Source organism: Candidatus Ichthyocystis sparus, assembly GCF_900078745.1.
Taxonomy (GTDB): Bacteria; Pseudomonadota; Gammaproteobacteria; order Burkholderiales; family 2013Ark19i; genus Ichthyocystis; species Ichthyocystis sparus.
The window spans coordinates 170,277-194,540 of record NZ_FKII01000045.1 but is presented as its reverse complement, the minus strand read 5'-3'; the positions used below and the strand labels follow the sequence as shown (position 1 = coordinate 194,540).

Sequence of the window (24,264 nt, the reverse complement as noted above, 5' to 3'; positions counted from 1 at the left end):
TGATAAAATCCTATACATAACTATAGCTGTATGGACTGCATGCAATATATTACAAAGCAGGGTAGGTAGATAGTTTTACGTTTATTACGCGTTATCCATATAATTTAACAATACAATTAAAATCAATTAATTATCATCTTAATAGTTTAAATTTAATAAATTAATTTCTCTATTTTCTCCCTTGGTATCCTGACCTACCACTTCAAGAGGAGATTTATCTCCACCAGCATTAGGTTCCGAACTGTTATTATCACCCGAAGTGCCGTATATACTTTTACCAGACATAGAGGAAACATCCTCCGTTACTATTTTCATGCTAACTGGACCTACATATCACCTACTGTAGCACCGGTTCGAGTAGCTAGGGAGTATCATACATGAGGCACCTGATAAGACGGACAACATTGCTGCTAACTTCTTCACTTTTATTTCGATAACGAATCGGTAGAAAGTAGGTGAATTGTATAGAGTAGCTCATGTACAGTGGTATCTATGATAGTGTAAGTATTGTCTTATGGGTGACAAAGTCCTATACCTGATTACACTGTATAGATTGCATAGAGCACGTCCCATAGTAGGGAAAGTAGTTCCTTTTACATTTATTATATGTTGCTCATATAAAGATTAAGCCGAAATTTATTAAATATGAAAAGTTATTGATTTTATTTCAGTACTTAGTAATAATTATTGGTAATTCTTTGCACCGTATGTACTGTAGTAGTTGGTACTTTTATTTTTTGAAATGTAACATTAGATGTAATTAGGTTTTAGTGTGTAATTAGTAAGGGAAGTGTTTTTGCTCAATTATAGTATTTGATATTTATTTATATTAAGTTAGTGATAATTTTATGAAGAATGAATTTTTTAATTGCGTGGAATATTTTAAATATTTTTGGGATGTGAGTTACTCTGTGTTATTGGGCAGTGATTTGTTATCATTCTAGCTATTATTAATGGCAGTTTCATTTTTGATTGTTGGAAGTATCATGATTAGAAATTAAGATTTTATTATACATATATGCATATGTATACGGTAGTTCCTAGAAATACGATTAGCCAATTTTTTTAGCATAGGGTAAGAATTAAGTAATGGTTGCTCACTTGAAATCTGCGCTTTCTCAATAAGAGAGTCTAGGGTCGTGCGCGTGGATTTTTTTACTGAAGTCCCAAAAGAATAGCCCTGGAGCGGTAGTTACTTGCATCATACTTTGCTACGTGCATTTTTCTCTATGACTTGTTATTAGCTGCACGCAGCACACCAAAGCGTACCAATGTAGCAAATAAATCTCGTAATACGATTCCAATATTTTTTCATTCTTAAATTTATCAATACATAAGTTCTATCGTTATCTATCTTATCTTTCATGTCTTTTTTCACTACTTGATAGAGCACCTGTTATGTCGGAAAGACAACAATGTTACTGTTAATTTTTTATTGCGATAAATGGTAAATAGTTTTGTAGCATACATGATAGGAAGTTTTTTATGATATACAACCAAGCGTAGCCTTGCCATAGTAGCTGCATAATTTCGCGCAAGGTACTCTATACGTTAAACTAGAGATCTTTTGAATTTGTCGCGTATTTTTATAACTACATACAAGCTCTCAGAAATAAGTCAATAGATACCTAAAAAAGATCTTACAAATGCCCTATACATGATATAATCCCGGCTTTTTACGTGCTGCATTCTGCCTGACAAGGAAATAGATGACCTTGTGCTATTGTTACTCCTGCATGTATCAGTGATTTTCAATCATTACCTACATTGACGTTCGTCAACATATAGTTACATAAAAGAAAAACTGTGTGAAGTCGTACCTTGGCCTGCAGTTTATTATGAATGCGATTCTTGGGCAAGACGACTGCGTCGCCTTAGGTGTTCATTGACAGTTTACAAACATACATCTTGTAAATGTTTCGCCAACAACAAACATAAACAGACGCTCCCTCATCTTATTATCGCATTCTCAACTCTTCTTACTTCTACGTGTTCCTGATAAAATTGCACAAATCGATATAAAGATCAGAATAAGCGCCATGGAGAGTCCTACAGTAGCGGAAAAAGAAAAACTCCCCCTTAATCCAGTTCTAGGATTATATTCCGACCCAGAAGTCCAACTTTCTAAGAAGTCAAAAAAGAAAAAAACTGCAATTGAAGAAAATGCTACGGCCAATGTCACAAAAGTACACAAATAATCGGTACTATCATCATCACCTTGGTGATGTTTTGGCCTGAGAGCCTCTGCTTTACCTGGTCCAAACTTACATCTTGGCCCCTTGCCAAGCCTACTTACTGCTTCTGAAGTTGAAGGACGATCATCCTCTGTATCGTAATCATGACCATAGCCCCTAGCAGCAGCTAAAGCTTGCCCTTTGCCTCTCAGAGATCTCGCTGATTTTCTGGTAGGGTTACGCCATATGTCACCTCCTTTCTTGCCAGGTCTTTCCTTATCCCCCCTTTGTTTTACTTTTGGCTTTGCACCCAATCCCTGTGATGGTCCAGAGCCACTAGGATTTGTTAATGGCACACTCGATCTGTGACTGCCATCTTTACCCTCCGATTTTCCACCCTTATCATCTTGACCTACCGCTCCCAGTGGATATTCACCCCCACCAGCAGCAGGTTCATCGGCTTCTGAACTACTATCACCTGAAGCACCGTATATTCTTTTATCAGACATATAACTAACCCCGTTTATTGTTTTAGTATTAATGGGACAACTTCATACACCTACTGTGACATTGTTACATGCAAGAGGCACGCCCCCCCGAGATACCAGCAAGACAACAGTAATGCTACCGATGATCTTTATACTTTTATGTAAGCCTACCATCACCACCCTGCCATTTTATCCTAATCTTGATCGACTAGCCTCAATCCAAGTCCGCACATCGACCGTGAATAAATAACATTAACTTCGTCAGCTTCTGACTCATCTCTGTCACTATCTAAAATGTTACTCATACTCTCCTATTATACATACACTGACCAAGAGCTTGGTATTTATAGCAAATATCAATCTTAATATATTTTTCATAACGTCAAGTTACGTTTGACTAAACATAAAGATGCACCTTATTTTGAATAATTCTTAATTTGCAATTTTATATAATCCATATAAAGCGAAATTACCCAAATTTATCAACAATGGTGCATACACAAAAAAGACGAGCTGTTGTAGTCCAACGACTGGACGACTAAGCACATATTCTTTACTAGAGTAAGACATTAAATAATCTATCCAAATTCTTAATACTCCACTAACAAATCTAGAATTTTACTTATCACTCGTTTCCCCTTTGTCCATCCTATTATCTCCTACTGTGCTGCTCCCTGTGTTCTAAGTGAATTTCACCAAGCAACCCTTCTTCTACGTATTTTCATAAGTGTAATGAAACATACAATATCACACACATGACCGTTAAGACTGAATTATTGGCCTTAGGTGTCAACCCGATTGAAATAGCTGATTTGCTGCTTTGCCTATAGGCGATCACACAGTCAGTCGGATGCATAGGTAGAGAAGAAACATGTGACTGACAACAACCGCAAAGACAGCCTGAGTGGAAATATCTACTCTGCTGGTCCGTCGGCAGATAGGATATTCAAGCATCAGCAATAGGTAATCTCCCCTTTACAAAAAGCTTGTCGTTATTGCTCCGTTGTTGCAGCTTCTGCTAATTATTCTCTCCCTGGTGTTTTTTGTCTCACTGGAATCGAAAGCTAAAGCTCAATACCACCAGTACCACTTTTTTCATAGGACGACGTGTTAAAACTGGAGGCATAATATCTCTTGCTTCCCTAAACTCATCCTGATCTACTCCACTAAGAGGAGGGTTGCTTACCCCTATTTATTACTTTAAGTGGTTTATGAATCATAATCACCTGAAGAAATACACTATGTCTTCATCAGGACATATAATTTCTCTCATTTAATTTATCTGTACATAACAATTCACTCTCATGGATAAGGTATAAGTAAGTTATGCCCCATATCAGTTAGTACCTATACTATTTGATATCTCTATGCGTAGAATTACCTATTATTTTTTCGTAATAAAAGTAAAAAAGTTGACAGTAGTATTGTTGCCTTATCAGTAGCTCTGGGACAGAGCGATCTAGCTGATCTGTGCTCTAATCTGCGCAGTTTCGTTGCTCTGATAGTCATACAATGTGTATGATGGTGCGCCGTTGTGTTGATGACAGTACATCAAAGAGGGTGATTCTCTATGTCTGGTGGAAGAATATATGGTGCTTCAGATAGTAATAGCAGTAGTGTTTCAGAGATCGATGGGCTTGATGATAGTGGAGATGAATCTCTCCTGGGAGCTGTCAGTCAGAATATTAAATCTGGAAAATCAGAAAAAAGTGATGGTGGTGGTGCGTCATATGGAAAGTCCTTAACCATCTCCGGTAGCTACAGATTGTCTCGGGAATTAGGTGCAAAACCAAAATCAAGAAGCAGAGGAGACATGGTTAATTCTAGCAAAAAGAGTGGCTGGCATAAGTCCAAGAAAAGAGCCGGCGATGGTTCTGATATTAGTTTGTGTGAGGTGCTTTCGGTAATGTCAGTAGTTATGTCTATTTCCACTGTTTTAATCTACGATTTATTGACGCTTGGCTCCAAGGCGTTTGGGAAAATAACCGGACTTCCAAGACGACACCTAGCGTCCATAGCACCTGCCGTTTTAATGAGCTTGAGAAAGCATTGATCATTCTATCTTTCATACTTCTGTTTGCAGCACGGTAGGTAATACCCACGAACACCAATAAAAACCATATTTTGTTTATCAACCAACCGTCACAGGGGCACGACCAAACAACTGACAGTACCAAACCACGAATTATACAATACATTTCTACCCATACTGCATATGTTGATGGCAACAAATAACCATATTCAACTTTCTATTTATTTCTCCTTCTGAATCTCCCGTCCCCGATTCTTCCAAAATTAAGTACCAGCCAGAACAAATAAGCCACGAATAAAACCATAAAGCAAAAAACCAAATATTTGGTCTTATCGACAAGGGTAGCATTTCTACCACCTGACCCACCGATACTGCCCCTTAAGATGTCACTAAAAAGTATCGACAATACCGGACAAGATAGCGCTAACACGAAAAACATACCTCTTCTGAATTGTGCTTGAGGCATATCAGGAGAGACTTTGCCTGGCTCTCTAGTTCTGCCTGCGCCAAGCCTACTTCGTGGGCCATCCATTCTCACTACCACCAAACCTGAAAGGTCTTCCCCTTCGCCTCTATTTCCACATCCTCCTCTAGCAGCAGCGAGAGCTTGCCCCTGACCTCTAAAAGACTTTGCTGATTTTCGGGTAGGGTTATGCCATATATCACCCCCTTTATTATCCGATCTTTTTCCCTTTCCTCCACGGTCATGGTGTTTTACTTTTGGTCTTGCACCTAAATCTTTACCTAACTCAGAGCCGTTGGGACCCATCAATGATGCCCCCACACTAGAACTACTGCCGCTTCTATTCCCTAGTACTTTGTTTTTACTTCCAGTATTCTGACCAACTTTCCCAAGGGCGGATTTCTCTTCACTGTTACTAAGTTCGTCAGTTTCTGAACTACTATCACCACCTGTAGCGCCGTATACTCTTTTATCAGACATGCTGGCCCCATTTTTATGATTATTGTAAGAAAGAAATGCCTACGTTATGCGTACACTAAAACACTAAACGTAGCAACCACACCTATACGCATAATAGAGTTCAAAAATAATTATTTATACCAAATTTTTTGCTCTTGGTATAACAAATAGTATTAATACAAGAACAAGACGATTACTCATGTAAGATTAATGTGAGAATTTGTGTAAGATAGTAAAATTCTTATAGTGTGTTGTGATTACATGAGCGGTTGATATTTTGCTAATATTGTAGAAGCTAGTTTTGCTAGTGATGTTACTATGGCTAACGTAGGCGAAAATAAATTTCTACTCTTACCAATGTTATATTAGCAGCAGAAAAAATATTGATTTTATTCTGCTATGACTCTATTTACTATGAAAATGGTTGCTGATAGTTGTTTTTCTCATAAATAAGGTTTATGTTTTAATAAGTTTACCGTCCAGTATAATTCATCATTCTACCATGGATATTTATGCAGCTATTGTGTAATAGAATAAACAGATGAGACTACAAAGGACCGCAATCATACATCCAAATCAAAATTTAGCTATATGTGTTGATATTTCTTAGAGGCAGCAAGTTTTTTCTCCTAGGCTTTCAAAGATGATCCCGCCAGCTTTGTGGTAGAAGTATTCCTTACATTACACCTTTTTTGCCTGTTTTTCCTTAGTTTTATTTAGGCTTTACTTCGATTATCGCACCTGATTTTTTAGATAATTGATTGGCCAAAGAGGCAAATCCACCCCTTTTAACAGAGACAACACCAATTTAACACCTTCCCTTATTATTTTTTCACCTATCTTGATTTAACATTCCAAGGAGGTAATTTTTACTACTCTAGTCTCGAGTCTTGCCGATTTTTTTAATTACTTATCCTACTGTCTGAAGCAATACAATCTTTACCATCAGAACAGACAAGTGTGAAAGTGTGACTGAATATAATAAATCTCGAAATTCACTGATGCATTATTTTCTATACTTTTTGTGTGGCACGATAATATTCATGAACACCAGGAAAATCCCATTCTACTATTTATTGAACAGCACCACAGACACACAATCAAATAGCCCACAGTATAAAATCACGAATCGCACACTTCCTATTTCTATTGTTGTATTTGTACGCATTGGCGGCAACAACAAGTACACTTAACTTTCTACTTGTTTCTTCTTCTAAACTTCCTATCCCCAACATTTCCAAAATTAAACATCAGCCAGAAACCAAAAGCTACAAATAAAGCTACAACCCAAAAACCAACATACCTAGTTTTATCAGCAAGGCTAGCACTTTCACCATCTGATTTACCAATACTGCCCCGTGAGATGTCACTAAAAAGTATTATCAATACGGGCAAGATAATACAAAAAAAAGTAGCATGTTACCCCTAAATTCTGAACGCGACATACCCCCAGAGACAATTTTGCCAGGCTCTCTTACTCTACTTTTACCAAGCTTACTTCGTGGGCCTATTCCTAATCTCAGTGCGCTCAAATCAGCATGTTCTTCTCCCTCATTGTTATCTCCACATTCTTGAGTAGCAGCGAGATTTTGTCCCTGACCTTTCAAAGCCTTTGCTGATTTTCGGGTGGGTTATGCCATATATCATCATCTTTCCTATTTGATTTTCTTCCTTTTCCTCCATGCTTTACTTTTGGTCTTGCACCTAAATTTTCACCTAATCCAGAGCTGCTGGGACTTTTTAATGACGCACTCAGTCCTACTACACCAGAACTACCGACACTGCCACTTTTCTTTTCTGTTTTTTTGCTTTTACCTTTAGTATCCTGACTTACTCCTACAAGGGTGGATTCTTCCCTGTTATTACCAAGTTCGTCAGTTTCTGAACTGCTACCATAACCTGCACAGTGCCGTATACTCTTTTATCAGACACGATAACCCCCCCAATTATTATTATCAGCAATGTTTATGTTGCGCATACACCAAACACGGCAAATATCGTTGTACCAATAATAGAGTTTAAGGAGCATTATTCATGCTAAATTTTTTGTTTTTGGCATAATAAATATTATTAATACAAGACAATTGTTTATATAAGATTAATGTGATGATTTGTGTAAAATAGCGATAAAACTCTTGTGCTGAGTTGTGGTTTGTATGAGTGGTTGGTAGCTTGTCCATCCAGAATGCAAGCCAGTTAGCACAAAACAAGGACCAGGTAAAGTTGCCATTTTTACGCAAGCCCTGCAAATCCCATTACCAAAAGCGCAGATTGCTAATCTAAACAGAGCGCTACGAATAAGAAAGAGCCATTCCTACACGGATAATAAAAACGCTGCCTTTCAAAGCAATGCATACACCCCACCATTATTCATCTTCCCGTTTAGATCTTTTACTACCTTCAGATGACACAATACTTATAAAAAGTGCTGATAGCAAAAACATCAACATAAAAAGAACGGGTACTGCATATGCGAGATGTATCCTTGAAAACCCGGTTATTTTCCCACACACGGGGTTGGAGTCCCTCTCAGATGCCGTGCCAGAGCCTTCCAGTGTTAATAAATCGTAAACTAAAACTGCAAAAATCAACACAGCCAATAATGATGCTGGGAACATATCAGATAAAGTAGGCTCAATACGCCCCTCTTTTTTCTTGATGATGGGTGTATCAGAACCTGGACCACGCACCTTCCTGGGGCCTACGCCTCCTACCCTTACTGCTACTATAGGTTTTTCTTTTTCTTGAGTAAGGGGATATCCTCTAGCGGCAGCCATAGCCTGTCCTCTACCTTTCAAAGATCTAGCTGATCTTCTGGCAGGATTGCTCCATATATCACTCTTTCCCTTGCCAGGATCTCCTCTACCTCCTCTTCCTTTTGGTTTTGCACCTAATTCATGAGACAACCCGGACCCGCCGGAAGCGGAAGCTAATGATCTACCACCGCTACCCTTTTCAGATTTTTCTCCTGATTTTGCAGCTCCAGCATCCTGACCGACTGCTCCAAGGGGAGATTTACTTTCATCATTGTCAGGATCATCAGTTTCCGAACTACTGTTACTACCCGAAGTACCATATATTCTCTTATCAGACATAGACAGCCACCCTATTTCATATTTATTGTTCTTAACTAAAGGAACACCCCACACCCGTTGTAGCACCATTCGAGCAACGAGACACACATGTACAAATTTACTGGTAAGGCAATAATACTTCTGCCAATTTTTTTACTTATATTTGCCAAAATAGCTATAAACTATAGATATATAGCTGTCGATAATAAATACTAACTGTGGTACGTGATAGAATCGTGTTTCTGTTAAAGCTTCATAAGATTTTATGCAAGACGCTCCATGATAGAGATATTGCAGATATTTTTACATTTTTTTGTGTCGTTAGCATAGGGCAATAAAAGGAAAATTAACCTTATCTAGGAAATTAGGTCCTACTTTAAATAGAAGTTAGTCGTTTTTGTAATTTTTAAACTCAGTAAGTTGGATGGGTGTGGGGTAGTAGTGTTTCTTTGTTCTGTGTTTGTGTGACGACTAATTTGGGCCATACTAGTAATGACTTCATAAATTAGGAATGACTAAATTTCTCAGACACTTTTTGAAACTAACAGGCACTATTGTCGGGCAGATATTTAGCATTATCGCCCTAATTTGGGGCCTTGCCGTGCATTTCGACAGAACTTAAAAATACAAACCAACCAATCTACATAAAATATAAACCAGGAAAAGGTTGCTATTTTAATGTAAATACCATAGACAAATCTAGAATGAACTAGAGACGGGACAGCTTTTTGAGGATTCTTCTACCAAAGATTCCAAAAACCACCCCCTATATTCCTATGCCCCTACTACAACACATGATTATACTATTGCTCATCTTCTCGTTTGGATTTCCTCCTCCTGGAGGATATAACACCTACAAACAGCGCTGATAACATTAACAAGACTATGAAAACATTAGGTGCTATGGATGCGAGGAATAATCTCGAAAACCCGGTTATTCTACCAAATGCCGCGGCGGCATTAGAGTCCTCTCCAGACGTCGTATCAGAGTCCTCAAGTGTTAATAAAATCGTAAACTAAAACTGCAAAAACCAACACAATTACCAATGATACCGACAGCATATCACACAACCTAATATCAGTGCCTTCTGATCTTTTCTTGATGGTGACTGGATTAGAACCTGGACCACGAGTTCTTCTCGGACCGACACCGACCACTTTTATTGCTACTGACGGTTCTTTTTGCTCATGGGGAGGGGGAGATTCTCTAGCAGCGGACACAGTCTGCCCTCTACCTTTAAAAGATTTAGCTGATTTTCGGGCAGGGTTGCTCCATACACAATCTTTTTTCTTGTTTATGACCTTTCCCTTTACCTACTTTGCCTCTTGTTTTTGGTTTTGAACCCAATTCCTGAACAGATCTGTAGGAGTCATTAGAGGCAAGTAAGGATCTACCCGACGAACCATCACCACCTTTTTTTTCTGATTTTTCGGATCCAGCATCCTGGCAGACTGCCTCAGGGGGAGATTTATTTCTACCACTGTCGGACTCATCAGTTTCTGAATCACTGCTACTAACTGAAGTGCCATATATTTTTTTATCAGACACAGAGAGCAACCTCTTTCATGTTTATTGTTCTTAATTTTGTGATACATCCTCTTATGCCGGACATGCTATCACTAGAGCAACGATATACGTAGGTCAAAATTAATGATAAGTTAATAATATTTATGCTGATTTTTTTTCTCTCGTTATGACAAATAATAAGTAATTTATGTGTAGGTATAGGAGTATCGATGATAGTACAAGTACAAGTACTAACTGTAATTATAGAACCTTGTACATTATCTCTATTAAAAATTGATATATTCATATGTTTTATGTAAGATATTTAACTTAACAACATACGGTGTCATTTTTTAACATTTATTCTATGCTGTCAGTGTGGATTAGATTAAACAATTCTTGTTCTTGTCTTATCCAAATTACTAAAGAGACCCAGTTGAGACCCAGTTATTTTTATAATTTTTAAACTCAGTAAGTCGATAGTTTTAGCATATAATATAATGGTACCGCTACTGCTTGTACACGCCCCGCATATGAAATCCATCTACACAAAAAAACAGAAACACCATGCCCCACAACAAACACATACATTTCACCACTATTCATCTTCTTGCTGAGATTTTTTCCTATTCCTAGATGATAGAAGACTTGCAAACACCGCCAACATAAAAAAAGAACCCATGAAAGCACCAGTCACTGTGCAAGCTAATTGTGTCCTTGTAAGCCCGGTTACTTTCCCGCATTCGTCAGATCTTTCAAGTATTAATAAATCGTAAACGAAAAGCGTAAAAAGAGACATGCCCAGTAACGCTGCCAATAACGAATCACGTAAACTATCAAACATTATAACACCAGAACTCCCGGTTTTTTTCTTGGCTTTGTGTGAATCACAACCTGGACCACGATACACCCTCGGACCGGCACCAGACACTCTCACTGCCACTACTATGTTTTCCTTTTGTTCACGAACAGGCGGGTACTCTCTAGCAGCAGCCACAGCCTGCCCCCTACCTTTCAAAGACCTAGCCGACCTTCGGGTAGGGTTGCTCCATATATCACCCTTCCCTCTGCTAGGACCACCTCTATCTCCTCTACCCCTTGCTTTTGGTGTCGCACCCAACACTTCATACAATCCGGAGCCACCGGAGGCAGCTAAGGCCCTACCTGATTTACCAGCAGCACCACCACATCCTTTCTCTGGTTCTTCATCTTCATATTTGGTATCCTGACCGACCGCTCCAAGGTGAGATTCACTTCCACCATCGTCAGGACCATCAATTTCTGAACTACTACCACTGTTACCACCTGAAGCGCCATATATTCTTTTATCAGACATAGAGTACCACCCTACTTTTCGCTTATTGTTTAACTAAATTGTGACTTGTGACGACACACCGCACATTAGCTCCAGTACCATTCGAGCAGCGAACAGAGCATTCTACTGGTAAGGCAATAATATTGCTGCTAACTTTTTACTTTCATTATGATAAATGGTAAATTGTGTGTAGATGTGGAGTTATCTATAGTGGTGTAAGTACTAACTGATACGTGATAGAACTTTATACCCGTTTGTAGTTTGGTAGTATAGTATAGGTTTTATTTTTGCAGGATCTTCCCACGATGGAGGGTGCGGGCGGACGTGTTTTTGCGCTTTTTTTGTGTTGTCAGCAAGGCCAATAAAGGTAACCATTCTTATCTAAAAGATTACTGAATTCTATGTTAAATAAAATCCATCTCCAGCCATATTTTATAATTTTTTAAACTCAGTAAGTTAACTGTTATAGCGTTATTATAGAATGCGGTATAAGTAAAGAAGTAAGGCGCACGAAACGGAAACTTAGCTTTCGTATGCAACTAGCAGCAATGACTTTATGGATTGGGAGGAAAACTTTGACTGTTCTATAGTAGTCTATAGCGTAACCTTTAACCAAATTTTTTAAGTACCTTTTCCTAAACTAATAGATCCGTGTTGCCTGGAAGTGATTTAGCACAATCGCCCTAATTTAGAGTTTCACCATACGTCCCAACAGAACTTCAAAACACGACTAAACAACTCACATAAAATGGAAATTAGGCAAGGTCCACCATTTTGACGTGAGTCCTACAGACTCAGAACGAACTGCATACAGCAGTATCGGGCATATCTATAAACCTGCGTTAGGGTTTTTCTACTATCTACTAAGGACAATGTCCAAAGAACTGCTCCCAATGTTCCTATATACACGATATATGACGTCCCTCGATATGATAGCACTGCTGTTATTCGTACACAGAACACATATAATAGCACCTACACACAAAATAAAAACACCATGTTCCCAACACAACACATACTTATTCTTCTTCTCGTTGAGATTTTTTCCTATTCTTAGATGATAGAAGACCTATAAACACCACCAAAACAAAAAAAGCGCCCATTAAAGCACCAGGTAACACGCATGTGAATTGGCTCCTTGTAAGCCCGGTTAATTTCCCATGCTCGTCAGATCTTTCAAGTGTTAACAGATCGTAAATTAAAACTGCAGCAACAGACATACCTAACAACGATACCAGGAACGCACCAAGCACACCTTTAAATACTACAACACCAGCAGAATTTTCATCTTTCTTCTTGGTCCTCGAATCACTACCTGGACCATGAGACCTCCTTGGACCGACAGCTGCTACTCTCGGTGGTTGTTTTACTTGTTTATGACTATGTGGAGACCATCTGGCAGCAGCCATAGCCTGTCCTCTACCCCTTAAGGACCTAGCTGACTTTCGGGTAGGGTTGCTCCATATATCATCTCCTTTTTTGCTACCACCTCCCCCCTTACTTCCCTTGTCTCTTGCTTTTGGTCTTGCGCCTAATCCTTGAGACGATCCTAAGCCGCCAGAGGCAGCAGTTAGTGATCTACCTGATACCCCACCACCACTACCACCTGTTCCCTCCGATTTTGCAGCTTCATCAGTACCCTGATCGACTGCTCCAAGGGGAGATCCACGTCCATCATCACCAGGACCATCAGTTTCCGAACTACTGCTACCACCCGAAGTACCATATATTCTTTTATCAGACATAGAGAGCCACCCCATTTCATGTTTATTTTTTAATTAAACGACGGCACATTCCACACCCGCTGCAGTACCATCTGAGCAGTGAATAATATGAATCCATGCTACTGGCAAGTCAATAATACAGCTGCCAACTTTTTACTTTCATTGTGATAAACAATAAGTAAATCATGTATAGTAGTACAGCATATGTAGAGTTACTTATAGTAGTGTAAGTACTAACTGATACATGATAGAACCTTGTATCCGTCATAGCTTAATAGTTTTGTTTTGTGCAGGACACGTCCCACGGTGTGTTGTTAGCAAGGTCAATAAGGGTAACCAATTCTTATCTAAAAAATTATTGATTTTATGTTAAATAAAACCCACCTCCATCCATTTTTATAATTTTTTAAACTCAACCCAGTAAGTCAGTTGTTGCTATAGCATGCAGTACGGAAGTAAAAACGCACGAAACTTAATTTTGTATGCAAAATAGTAAGATGTTTTTGATCCGAGTTTGCGTGCTCGCTAATTTGGGTTATGCTGATAGTAACATTAACTAAATTATCAATTTTTTTAGACGCTTTTTTTAAAACTAACAGATCCGCGTTGCTGGGAAGCCATCTACCATAGTTACTCTAATTTTGAACTTTCACAAGTCTTCATCACACGTTTAACCAGAACTTCAAAGTGAAACCAACCGATATGCGTAAAATAGGAATTAGGTAAAGCATGTTATTTTGGTGTAGATCCCACAAATTTAGAATGAGACAGATAAGCTGTAAATTTGAGGGGGTTCTCCCTCTCACAGAGCTAAGAACCCAAAAAGGACCTCGAATTTTCTGCCTCTAACATTCCTACGTATATGATGATTTACAGCCACACAGCTATCCATAAGAAGGTAGTTGTCGTTGCTTGTGCACAGCACACACAAAGCACCTACGCATAAAACAAAAACACTACTCTCCCGATACAACATACACACTATTACCACCCATCTTCCCGTTGAGATTTTCTCCTATTACCAAGTGATAGAATACTTAGAAGTAGTGCTAACAATATTATCAAGCTCATGAAAAGAGCAGGTGCTGTGGATGCTAGGTATCTCCTTGAAAGACCTGTTATTTTTCCAGACGCCGTGTTAGAGTCTTCAAGTGTTAATAAATCGAAAGCTAAAATTGTGAAAACCGAAGTAAACACTGAAATTACTGAAATTACCTCACATAAACTAATATCAGAATATCCGGCTCTTTTCTTGGTGGTGATTGAATCACAGCCTGGACCACGCGCTTTCCTTGGACCTATACCAGTTACTCTTATTGCTACTGATGCATGCTGTTGTTCCGTTCGAGGGGTACATCTCCTAGTAGCAGCCACAGTCTGCCCCTTACCCTTCAAAGATCTGGCTGATTTTCGGGCAGGGTTGCTCCATATATCATCCCTTTTATTGTCATGACTTCCTATCTTACCTTTTGGGCCTCTCACTTTTGGTTTTGTACCCAACTCATGGGACAATCTGGGGCCATCGGGGGCAGTTAAGGACCTACCACCTGACGAATAACCACCACCTTTTTTTCTAATTTTTCATACTCATTATCCCGACCGACTGCCCCAAGGGAAGGTTTATTTATATCACTGTTAGGCTCATCAATTTCTGAACCACTGTCACTACCTGAAGCACCATATATTCCTTTATCAGACATAGAGAGTTGCCCCATTTCATATTTATCGTTCCTAATGCTAATGGCACATTCTTACACCTATTGTAGAATCATCCAAACAGCGAGGTCGTAGGCCAAAATTTACTGGTAAGGCAATAATATTTCTGCTAACTTTTCTACTTTAGTTACGATAAATAATGAGTAATTTTACGTATAGAAGTATCAATAATAGTGTAAGTACTAGCTGGTATGTGACAGAACCTCCCTATGTTACATCCATATTATAAATTCACAGATTTTATGCATGCAAGGTGCTACATGTTAGAGAGGTAGATCTTTTTTATATTTAATGTGCAGTTTTTGTAGGTTAAAAAAATTAAATAATTCTCACCCGAAGAAACATTTATTTTGTATTAATATTAATCAGTAAAATCTGGTTGTTTTTTTTCAAACCCAATGGGCTAGTATTGTAAAATACACTTCAGTATGTAGTTATAACTTTAGGATTTTTGTTTTTTGCATTGCAAAGTTTTAGCTTTTTTATTCCTTTAAGTAAAAATACTCTCGGAATTTGGTTTTAGTGCGTAGTTGATAATTAAGATATTTTTGATACCTATAGTGTATGAGTATTGGTTTGGATTGTAACAGTAGTAGACAGTAGTAATAAGCTTATTAATCAGGATGAATTTTTTGATGCCACAAAGTGTTTGAAACATTTTTGGGGGTGAGGGTGTTTGGGAAATGGCTTAGTCTTTTTCTGTAGACATTTATGACAATTTTATTGATGATTTTATAATTGTTGGAAGTGTGTTGGCCAAATTAGGGCCATATAATTACTGCAACACTTAAAAACACAATCCCCCCCCCTTCACATAAGGGGGTGAAGCTTATTTAGAATCTGCTATTGTTATATATACAAGGCGTATGTGTGAGGCAAATAAAATTCACTGTGCCTATTGGTTCTTTTTCATTCATGATTTAGCTCGATCAACGCATACGTTTTGCTACCTATCTTCTCTTTCATACTATATTCCCTTTCAGATTATTTCTCTTTACTTTGTAGAGAGGGTAGTGTAGGCATTTATGTTACCACTGATGGGCTTAAAGCTAAAAAACCAAATATTGCGTTTTCGAGAGTTAAACATGACTATTCTGCTAGGAGTGAACTGGAGTTCCTCGAGTATAACAAAATTAAAAATGAAAACTGTCAAAAACCACGTAGAGACTAACATAACAGTAATTATGCTATAGCGCATTATGCGCACACTACCCACCAGTTTTTTACTGCGTCGTTGATTACGCTACCTAGTAATAATTATATCTAAGATATGTGCATAGCGTTACTACCCTAGCATAGCAGAACGTTGAGTCTATGCGTGTGGTGTTAACTTCTTTAATACAGAGCGGCTAGGCTTTGTTCCTGGTCGTTAAAAGATATTGCTGATTTTATTATATGATTATGCCACGTATAGTAACATTTTTTATTACGTTGTTTCCATTTACTCTTCTTTTCTTTATTGTACTTTCGTTTTAGTATTTAATTTCTGACCTATACCGGAGCGGAGGCCGGCTAGCGTACCAAGATAGATTGCGACAACATATTACTGCTATTTCCCAAAAATTCATTGATTTCTGTATGGTGCAGAGCTTGGTTTTACATCAATGATACATTTTGAGTGCCACATGATTTGCTATAACAAATTCAATCACGCTGCTATTGCTATGATGTAAATTGCACAATCCAGGGGTTTCTACCAAATAGAGAACGATCCCGTATCTAGTACTGCATTATCTTGAGAAATTATGGTTAAAAGAAACAATAACTGACGAGATCTCCTTAACCAAATAATCGTTTATACCATTTATGGACCACGGAGAGTACATGCTCTTTTTTTAATAATTGTTTCTGAGTGCATCATGAAGCGCTTCTACACTAACCAATATTTGTACCTTGAGTTGTTCTCTTACCATTCATGCAATCTAGATGAATACTATTACTATCGCTGTTGCGTTGTAGGAGACACAGACGGGATTTTGGTACCTATTTACAGTCAGACAAAGACAATCCTTGCTTTTGGTCTCCGCAAACTATTTCTAACCTTTGCTTGCCATTGCTCCACAAAATAATACTCTTCCTTTTCTGGAAGCCGATTTCATCTCATATATCTATCTTTTTCCCGCATACAGTTCCGGCACCCAAGGCGGATACAAGAATGTGACCGATAGACCTCACTTTGTGCCTGAGAGTAAAAAGAGTATGAGCAACCCCTTTTTCTACCTGCGCCTTCCTCTATTTTCTCCTGCACACATTATTCTTAACAAAACAACAACAAAAACCGAAACAAAACAAGTAAATGCTACTGCGAATGAAACCGCCCAATTGAGGGCTTCTTCTCTACTATGTCCAGTAATAGTACTGACAGCACTATTATCCCAATCTCGCGAGAGATCAGAAAGCAAAAGTGCTCCTATTGGTAGGAACAGTAGAAGTAACCTTGACATAAAACTAACACACGGATCATTTTCAGCACACTCATCGTGAGGGTCTAAATCATGATGAACCATACTCAGACTTGAAGAAGTTGGGGGTTCGCTTCTGACAGAACAAGCTTCAGCTGCTCTTTGGGTGGCGTCTCTTCTGGCACGCAGCTCTTGCCCCCTACCTCTAAGGGTTTTCGCCGATTTTCTTCCTCTGTTACTCCACACATCATCTCCACTTCTACCTGACTTTCCCCCACCTTTTCCTGACTTTCTTCCCCCCCCTACTGCTCTAGGGCGCGCACCAAGACCCGCATCCTCTTTTTTACTTGAGGAAGATGGGGAAGTTAATGCCCCCCCACCATGACTACCGCTACCCGTTATCCCTGAACCTCCAGCTGACCCTGCTTCCTGTCCTACCGCTCCAAGAGTAGATTCACCCGAACTGTCACTAGGTTGATCAGTCCCTGAATCTCTTCCAGCTTCTGGAGTGCCACGTACTCTTCTGTCGGACATGATATTACATCCCTATGTTATTTTTGATATTGGATGGAAACCGCATTTTATTTTAATGGTACGTACTATAATACTACATTGCTACATTGATAAATTGCTATCTTATCTTGCCTCGCGTCATTTCATGCTGATATCGGTCTTACACGATGCCGGCACTGTCCAGTGTAATGTGTAAATAACTATTATTTCTGTGATATTTTTTACTTTTATAGTGATTCTTCATATGTAGTAATATCCATAACAGTGAAATCTATATAATGGTATATCATAACAAACTTAGGCTATTTAGTAATTACTATTACATACTGGATGCATTGAACTGTAAATGTATGGTTATGTAAGTGTTGCTTACACTTGTTAGATTTATTTAATATAAATAGTAAATATGTAGTAAATATAAAAATAATTTTAGTGGTTTTTAGTTTTGTAAGTTTTGTATTTAATAAAATTCTTTTGCAGAATAAGGCAACTATATCCAGGTAACTACATCCTGTTAAACATTATGTTGATTGAATTAGGTTTAATTATATAGATATTAATTAAGAGGTTATTGCATAGATAGATGGCAGATGGCACCGAGTAATGTGCATGGTTATTTATTATTAGCCACACAATTTATTTATATTTTTTTGATCCATAGAAAAATTTTCTGAGCTAATAATTAATATATTATTATCGTTTTATGGTAGTGGCGAGCAACATAGGGGTAACTTTTTAGTTAACTTATTGTAATAGTATAAGTTTTAGTAGTGACCTAATTGTACTTAAAGGCCTTCGTTTTTACTTACTATGAGATAGCTAGTAGTTTTACTTCTATGGTGCGGTGGTATGGTGGCAGGCAGTATGCAAGTTGTAGCAGGTACTTTTTTAGATCATGTTTATTATTATAAAAGTTAAATTTAAAAAACTACTACTACTAATCCTAAAATTAATATCAAATACATTGTTGCGATTGGAGGAGTAGCATCTTGGAGTGTGCAATTACCGAAGTCAATTCCTATACGAAGTTGTAAGTAGGTGATGTTCAATTTGAGATGGGTGTTTTAACTCAATAGAACGTGTTTTACCAGAGCAGTGGATGAAAAAGATATGTCATGCAGTCCATAGTTGTACCTATGTTCATTTTCTCAGAGGTAAGTTTTTGTTTCTGATATCTGAGAGATTTTTTTGTTCTTTTCTTCTTTCATTGTTAATCAATGAGATGTTACATTCCTTATTTTGGGTATTCTTTCTATATTTTTTATTTGGATATAGTTTTTTGATGATAGTGACGGTTAAATTATTACCACTATAAAATTGTAAAATCATCTATCGTATGCACTATTTTTAATGTCATTATAAAATGTTTTGCAATATTTATAGTTGATAGTAGTACAGTTACAATTTATAGATAAGTAATTGCGTTTTACTTGCAAATGTAGTTATCCCATTTGTATCTATGTATAATTTTATAAATGCTGCGTTACGTAAAGAGGACCTGATTTTACGTGCAAAATTAGACATTTGTAATCTAAAACATGGCGTTGATTTTGGCATTGTTTTTTTAAATTATTTATATGACGTCTTATAAAAAGGTAGTATTTGCTTAAAGAGAGATGCTCATTATAGATGATAGGTAAAGAAGTATTTGAATTAATCATATTTTTCCTACTAATCTGAGTTATTGCAACTGTTATATATTAATTTGAATTAAATCATAAAAAACAAAGATCTTGAGTTGGCAAATATGTTATGGATGGTAAAAGCATGTACTTTAATCCAAGATCATCATGATCATGTTTTATATTGTTTTTACTTCATATTTTGGGCCTAACATTTATCCTGTGTTTTGGTGTGATGCTGAGCTTTTATATTTCTATAGGATTTGAAGGGCATTGATATTTTTTATTACATTTGTTTATAGAAGCAGTTAGTAATTTTGCTTTTACTCTCATATTACGTCTTTCTTATTTGGTTGTTACATACATTATTATTATTGCTTTTTTGTATCTATTTTTTTGTTGCCTAATTTGTAAATTATTAATTTACTAGGTAATGAATTGGTGCATAGTAGTATTTTTAGTGTAGTGGGTTGACATATTATTTTGCATAATTACTTTAATATGTTACATCGCAAGCAGTTGAGTTTCTTCTTTCCACAAAAATCTTATTTTGCTTAAAGTGTTATCTTTGCATTTTTAAGTGTAATAAGTAGTTTTACTAAAATTAACTTTACCACTCTCCGAAGTACCTATATCCTAGGTATTGCATGCTATTTTAGATACAGAGGAGTCTCATTTTTATGTCAATGAGATGCCATCATATTTACCGTGCTATTATTTTAAATAGAGTGGTATGTCTGCTTAAGATATTGGTAAGACAACTACGATACTGCCAGTTTTTTTACTTTTATTACAGTAAATAACTTATCTGTAACGCTGCAAGAACTGGCTGGCATATGATAAAATTTTTGCACTTTACATAAGTGTGCAGATCAAGCGTGCAGATCATATGTTAGTATAGAAACTAGTAATACAATTGTTCTCTTTTTATAAAAGAGGAATTTGGTAAATGTTGTTATTTTTATATAGTACCCATCATTATTTATAATCAAAGAGCCGGTTGTTAATCTCTGTAATGATTATCTACTAAGGAATAGTTATCTTTGAGGATCATATATGCATATAGCACATACCCTTCTTAGGATCCTCCAGAAAGAGTGCTCGCTTGTGTACATAGCACACAGAGCGTATTTTGTAGTAAATAAAGTTACGGTGTTCGCAGTACTTTTTTCATTTATAAATCAGTTAGCACATACATTTTGCTATTGTCCATCTTCTCTTTTATATCTTTTGTTTCCACTTGAAGCGTATATGATTGTAAGAGTCACAATCAACGCTAATGAGGACGCAAAATTATTTATGCTGATTTTGATTCTGTGGAGGATGTGTGTATTACTTTGGATTGTGCTAATGGTCAATTTTATTCATATGGGTAGCACAAGATTTTTAGTTAGTTTATGAATTAAGATGATTTTTTTATCCCATTTAGGTAGTTTTCATAATTATAATTGTTTTCCAATAATATTTATAGAAGATGTCATGTCCAAGGATGATAGGAGTGATTTGCAATTGTTGACTAAGAGATTGGGAGATAGAGCACAGTTATAGGAGGTTTTTGTGATCTGATCTTCATTTTTACGCAAGAGTATTGAAACCTATTCTGCCAATGATATTTGGCTCAAGTAAGACCAAGTTGAGACATTAATAGAAACAGAAGCGTTTGAAACATTTTTTGGTGCTAGTAGTTCTGGTTGTGGCAAAGCTACCTCACATAATTCTGGAGGAATTAGCTACTCAGTGAAAGGATAAGCTAGGGACACTTTCTTACAGTCAGGTATAGGCTATAGGCCTGCACATATTTATCTAAGAAAGGATACCTAACAAGGTAGATAAGATGGCAAAGACCACGTAAAATATCCCTCGTATGGATAATGTCAATGCCTCTGCCATCGATGCTTACGCCATCACAGAATGCACGGCTTTTCCCTCAGATTTTCCTAACTCCTACGTCTACTTCTATGGGTGCCTATAGGTATAGTGAATAATACTAACAAGACCGCAAAAACACCAATTGCTATCTTATGAGTCGCAATTGCTCAAACCCTGTTATTGAGCTGGAAGTACTGTAATTATCAAAGCTTAATAAATAATAAACAAAAACTACAAGAGATCCTCCAAACATTGAAATTGCTGTAGCTACTTAAAATACAACAAAAATAACACCATTGGTGCTAGTTCTTTTCTTATTGGATTTAATGACTACTATCTGGTCCACGTTCTACTTCTATGGCCCCTTTCTACCACTCTCACTGCTGTTGTAACGGACGTGTATCGGCACCTCTCTTTTTTGCCTTCAATAGCAGCCTTAGAAATTTTATAAACAGCACGTTTTTGCTCCTCACCTTTATTAAGTCTCGTCTTCTTTTTCTCCTGATCTTCCTTTGGGTCTTGCACCCAATGCCCTTGATTCAGCATTGATGATGGTTGGCGAATGGACTTCGTTGCTTACTATCATCTTCTGATTTGTTACTCCCATTCCTATCTTGATTGACTACCCCAAAGGGGAGAGCTACTTACTTCACTAGTAGACCACCAGATCCTGAATCATTGCTACTGTACTATCCGAAACACCCCGTGTTACCCTATCAGACACACAATCTCCTTCGTTATTGTTTTTTTTTACTTTGATGCGATGACACGAAGTACCAAACACTGTGGAAAAGAGCACTCAAAAGTATTATCTATATGAACTTTTATATTGTTGTAACTATATTATTAATATCACAATTTTATTGTTATTTGTGATAGTAAATAAGTGTAAATAGTTTTTATATGAGGATATAAGGGTATCTACGACACAATAGTTAAGGTGCTAGTAAGTGCCGTAGTAAAATCACCTTGTTTTTTTATGATTACACGGATCTATTCCATTAGTGTTACTACATTAGAGAAGATTTTTTGATTTTGATAAACTTTATCCATCTTATAAAATAAAGAACGTGTTAGTCCTTGGGCCAATACCATTTAAAATTCTATTCTCTCAAGCACCGTATGGTAGATGGATGGTGGTACCTGTAAATATAGTATAGGATTAAAGGCGATTGTTTTAGTGTTTTGTAAGTTCAGTATGCTGAGGCTTAGTTATACATAAGCAATTTATATTTGTTCCTAACCTTTCCTAAGGGAAAAGCTGCACGAAATCTGACTTTCTTGTATATCTTGTATAGTTAGGTGATTAAGACAGTTTTGCCCCATATACTGGGCGATGTTGATCAAGGTCTGGATCTACATTGGCAGATGATATCTATTTGTCTTGTTTTGATCCAGAGAAAGATAATACGACCTTGATTGATCGCAGCAGCTGCTAATTGCACTTAGGTACCCAGGCGCTTGAGACCAAGAATCATGATAACCAGCGTATATTGTGAATATCATGATGCCGGCACGATACCACACACATCCTATCCCACGCACCAATACCTACTTTATTCGCATATGTTTCGGTTGTTGAGAGCAGACCTTACCATATAGTGTAATTTAAAATATTCTGCTGATTTATCACTACGACCCAAAAATAATTTGCCTGTTACTAGTTATCTGGCTACATTCCCTATCCTATAGCTCTACGGTCTCTGAGGATTTAACCAGACGATTTTTTTACATGCTTCCAATAGTTCTTCGCCATAGCACAGCAAACCTGCGTAATTCAGGAGAAATTAGTGCGCGACATTCCTCTATTGAGGACAACCTGTACAATCAAACACAGCCTACAGATTTCCTGCACGGATTTTACAAGGGATATAGTGGGCAAAGATCACAAAAAAAGTTCCCAACTGTATACAAACAATGCCTTCTTCCAGCATTATAGAACACAGCTTTCCTCAGGGTTTCTTATTTTTACCTGTACTTCTACCCGACATAACACCTAAAAGCATAGCTAACAAGACTAATAAGATAACCAAATTAATTAATGCGTATCTTACTAGTTTTCCCCACCCAAGCCTGGTTATAAAGCCAGACGCTTGGTTTGAGGAGCTCTTATCGGTTCTCTCAAGGGTTAGTAAATCGTAAATAAAAACTAAAAGAGATGGAACAAAGACAAAAAACTGCATAGCTACTTCAGTTATACCCCAAGTCGTAGGATCGGTGACAGTTCTTCTGCCAACGGATCGACGATGAGCAGTACCTTCTGGCCTACCACGACTTCTGGGGCCTTCTAATCTCACCAGCACTATTGTACCTCTTGTATCCTGCTTAGCTGGGGCGGTACTTCCCTCACTTTTAACAGCGGCGAGAAACTGCCCTTGACCTCTCAAAGATTTTGCTGATTTTCGGGTAGGGTTTTGCCATATAGCATCTTTTTTCTTCCGATGTTTTCCCTTACCTTCCTCGTGTCTTACTTTCTGCCTTGCACCCAATTCCCTAGATGATCCAGGGCCACCAGGACTTGCTAATGACGCGCCGGATCCACTACTACCACCAGCTTTACCCTCTGATTTTCCAGCCTTACCTTCATCCTCTTGACCTATTGCTCCAAGTGGAGACTTGTCTCCACCGGTAATAGGTTCATCGGCTTCTGAACTACTATCACCACCTGAAGCACCATATATTCTTTTGTCAGACATAATAACCTTTATCGTTGTTCTTCTATATTTCTTGCTCTTCTACCTTGGTTTGTCCTTCCACTCTGATACCAACGCAATGATTGCAATGATTGGCAAGTAAGCAAACACCAATCGGGAGAACCACCCATGCCTGTTCATGCTAAAGATGAAAAGATATTATTCATACGAACTTTTTATTGTTATAGTAACCAATAAGTAAGAAAGTAGTTA

Annotated in this window: 16 protein-coding genes; 1 reads left to right on the top strand and 15 read right to left on the bottom strand. The window is 37.6% G+C overall.

Annotated elements, in window-relative coordinates:
* Positions 1–138: 138 nt before the first annotated feature.
* On the bottom strand, positions 139–315 hold the full coding sequence (locus A6733_RS08800; RefSeq protein WP_176695663.1) for a hypothetical protein: 177 nt from the start codon (positions 313–315) through the stop codon (positions 139–141).
* 1,654 nt (positions 316–1,969) lie between these two features.
* Complete coding sequence (locus A6733_RS02935) at positions 1,970–2,683, bottom strand: hypothetical protein (protein ID WP_092460380.1); 714 nt, start codon at positions 2,681–2,683, stop codon at positions 1,970–1,972.
* A gap of 1,549 nt (positions 2,684–4,232) precedes the next feature.
* On the opposite strand from A6733_RS02935, the gene A6733_RS02930 reads away from it, so the two are divergent.
* The gene (locus tag A6733_RS02930; RefSeq protein WP_092460378.1) at positions 4,233–4,715 is read left to right on the top strand and encodes a hypothetical protein; all 483 of its coding nucleotides are present in this window, start codon (positions 4,233–4,235) and stop codon (positions 4,713–4,715) included.
* Positions 4,716–4,911: 196 nt separating this feature from the next.
* On the opposite strand, the gene A6733_RS02925 is transcribed toward A6733_RS02930, so the two are convergent.
* From A6733_RS02925 to A6733_RS02860, 13 genes are all read right to left on the bottom strand, one after another.
* Complete coding sequence (locus A6733_RS02925) at positions 4,912–5,637, bottom strand: hypothetical protein (RefSeq protein ID WP_092460376.1); 726 nt, start codon at positions 5,635–5,637, stop codon at positions 4,912–4,914.
* 1,176 nt (positions 5,638–6,813) lie between these two features.
* Positions 6,814–7,002 (bottom strand): hypothetical protein, encoded by a 189-nt coding sequence (locus tag A6733_RS02920; protein WP_092460374.1) that lies wholly within the window; start codon positions 7,000–7,002, stop codon positions 6,814–6,816.
* Positions 6,999–7,223, bottom strand: a complete 225-nt coding sequence (locus tag A6733_RS02915; protein WP_092411633.1) for a hypothetical protein — start codon at positions 7,221–7,223, stop codon at positions 6,999–7,001. Before A6733_RS02915 ends, A6733_RS02920 begins: the two co-directional genes overlap by 4 nt.
* Before the next feature lie 759 nt (positions 7,224–7,982).
* Positions 7,983–8,765: a hypothetical protein gene (locus A6733_RS02910; RefSeq protein ID WP_092460372.1), complete on the bottom strand. Its 783-nt coding sequence runs from the start codon at positions 8,763–8,765 to the stop codon at positions 7,983–7,985.
* 918 nt (positions 8,766–9,683) lie between these two features.
* Complete coding sequence (locus A6733_RS02905) at positions 9,684–9,911, bottom strand: hypothetical protein (RefSeq protein ID WP_092411635.1); 228 nt, start codon at positions 9,909–9,911, stop codon at positions 9,684–9,686.
* A gap of 25 nt (positions 9,912–9,936) precedes the next feature.
* Positions 9,937–10,239, bottom strand: coding sequence for a hypothetical protein (locus tag A6733_RS02900; protein ID WP_092411636.1), 303 nt, complete (start codon positions 10,237–10,239; stop codon positions 9,937–9,939).
* Between the two features lie 556 nt (positions 10,240–10,795).
* Positions 10,796–11,533, bottom strand: coding sequence for a hypothetical protein (locus tag A6733_RS02895; RefSeq protein ID WP_092460370.1), 738 nt, complete (start codon positions 11,531–11,533; stop codon positions 10,796–10,798).
* Positions 11,534–12,531: 998 nt separating this feature from the next.
* A complete protein-coding gene (locus A6733_RS02890) occupies positions 12,532–13,257 on the bottom strand; it encodes a hypothetical protein (protein WP_092411609.1) in 726 nt (241 codons plus the stop codon).
* A 963-nt stretch (positions 13,258–14,220) separates the two neighbouring features.
* The gene (locus A6733_RS02880) at positions 14,221–14,718 is read right to left on the bottom strand and encodes a hypothetical protein (RefSeq protein ID WP_092411607.1); all 498 of its coding nucleotides are present in this window, start codon (positions 14,716–14,718) and stop codon (positions 14,221–14,223) included.
* Positions 14,719–14,768: 50 nt separating this feature from the next.
* Positions 14,769–14,936: a hypothetical protein gene (locus tag A6733_RS08795; protein ID WP_176696758.1), complete on the bottom strand. Its 168-nt coding sequence runs from the start codon at positions 14,934–14,936 to the stop codon at positions 14,769–14,771.
* Between the two features lie 2,232 nt (positions 14,937–17,168).
* Complete coding sequence (locus tag A6733_RS02875) at positions 17,169–17,888, bottom strand: hypothetical protein (RefSeq protein ID WP_092411606.1); 720 nt, start codon at positions 17,886–17,888, stop codon at positions 17,169–17,171.
* A gap of 3,803 nt (positions 17,889–21,691) precedes the next feature.
* Positions 21,692–21,883 carry a hypothetical protein gene (locus A6733_RS02865; protein WP_092411195.1) on the bottom strand — a complete coding sequence of 64 codons (192 nt, stop codon included), beginning with the start codon at positions 21,881–21,883 and terminating at the stop codon, positions 21,692–21,694.
* A 1,427-nt stretch (positions 21,884–23,310) separates the two neighbouring features.
* Complete coding sequence (locus tag A6733_RS02860) at positions 23,311–24,054, bottom strand: hypothetical protein (RefSeq protein ID WP_092411196.1); 744 nt, start codon at positions 24,052–24,054, stop codon at positions 23,311–23,313.
* Positions 24,055–24,264: the final 210 nt, after the last annotated feature.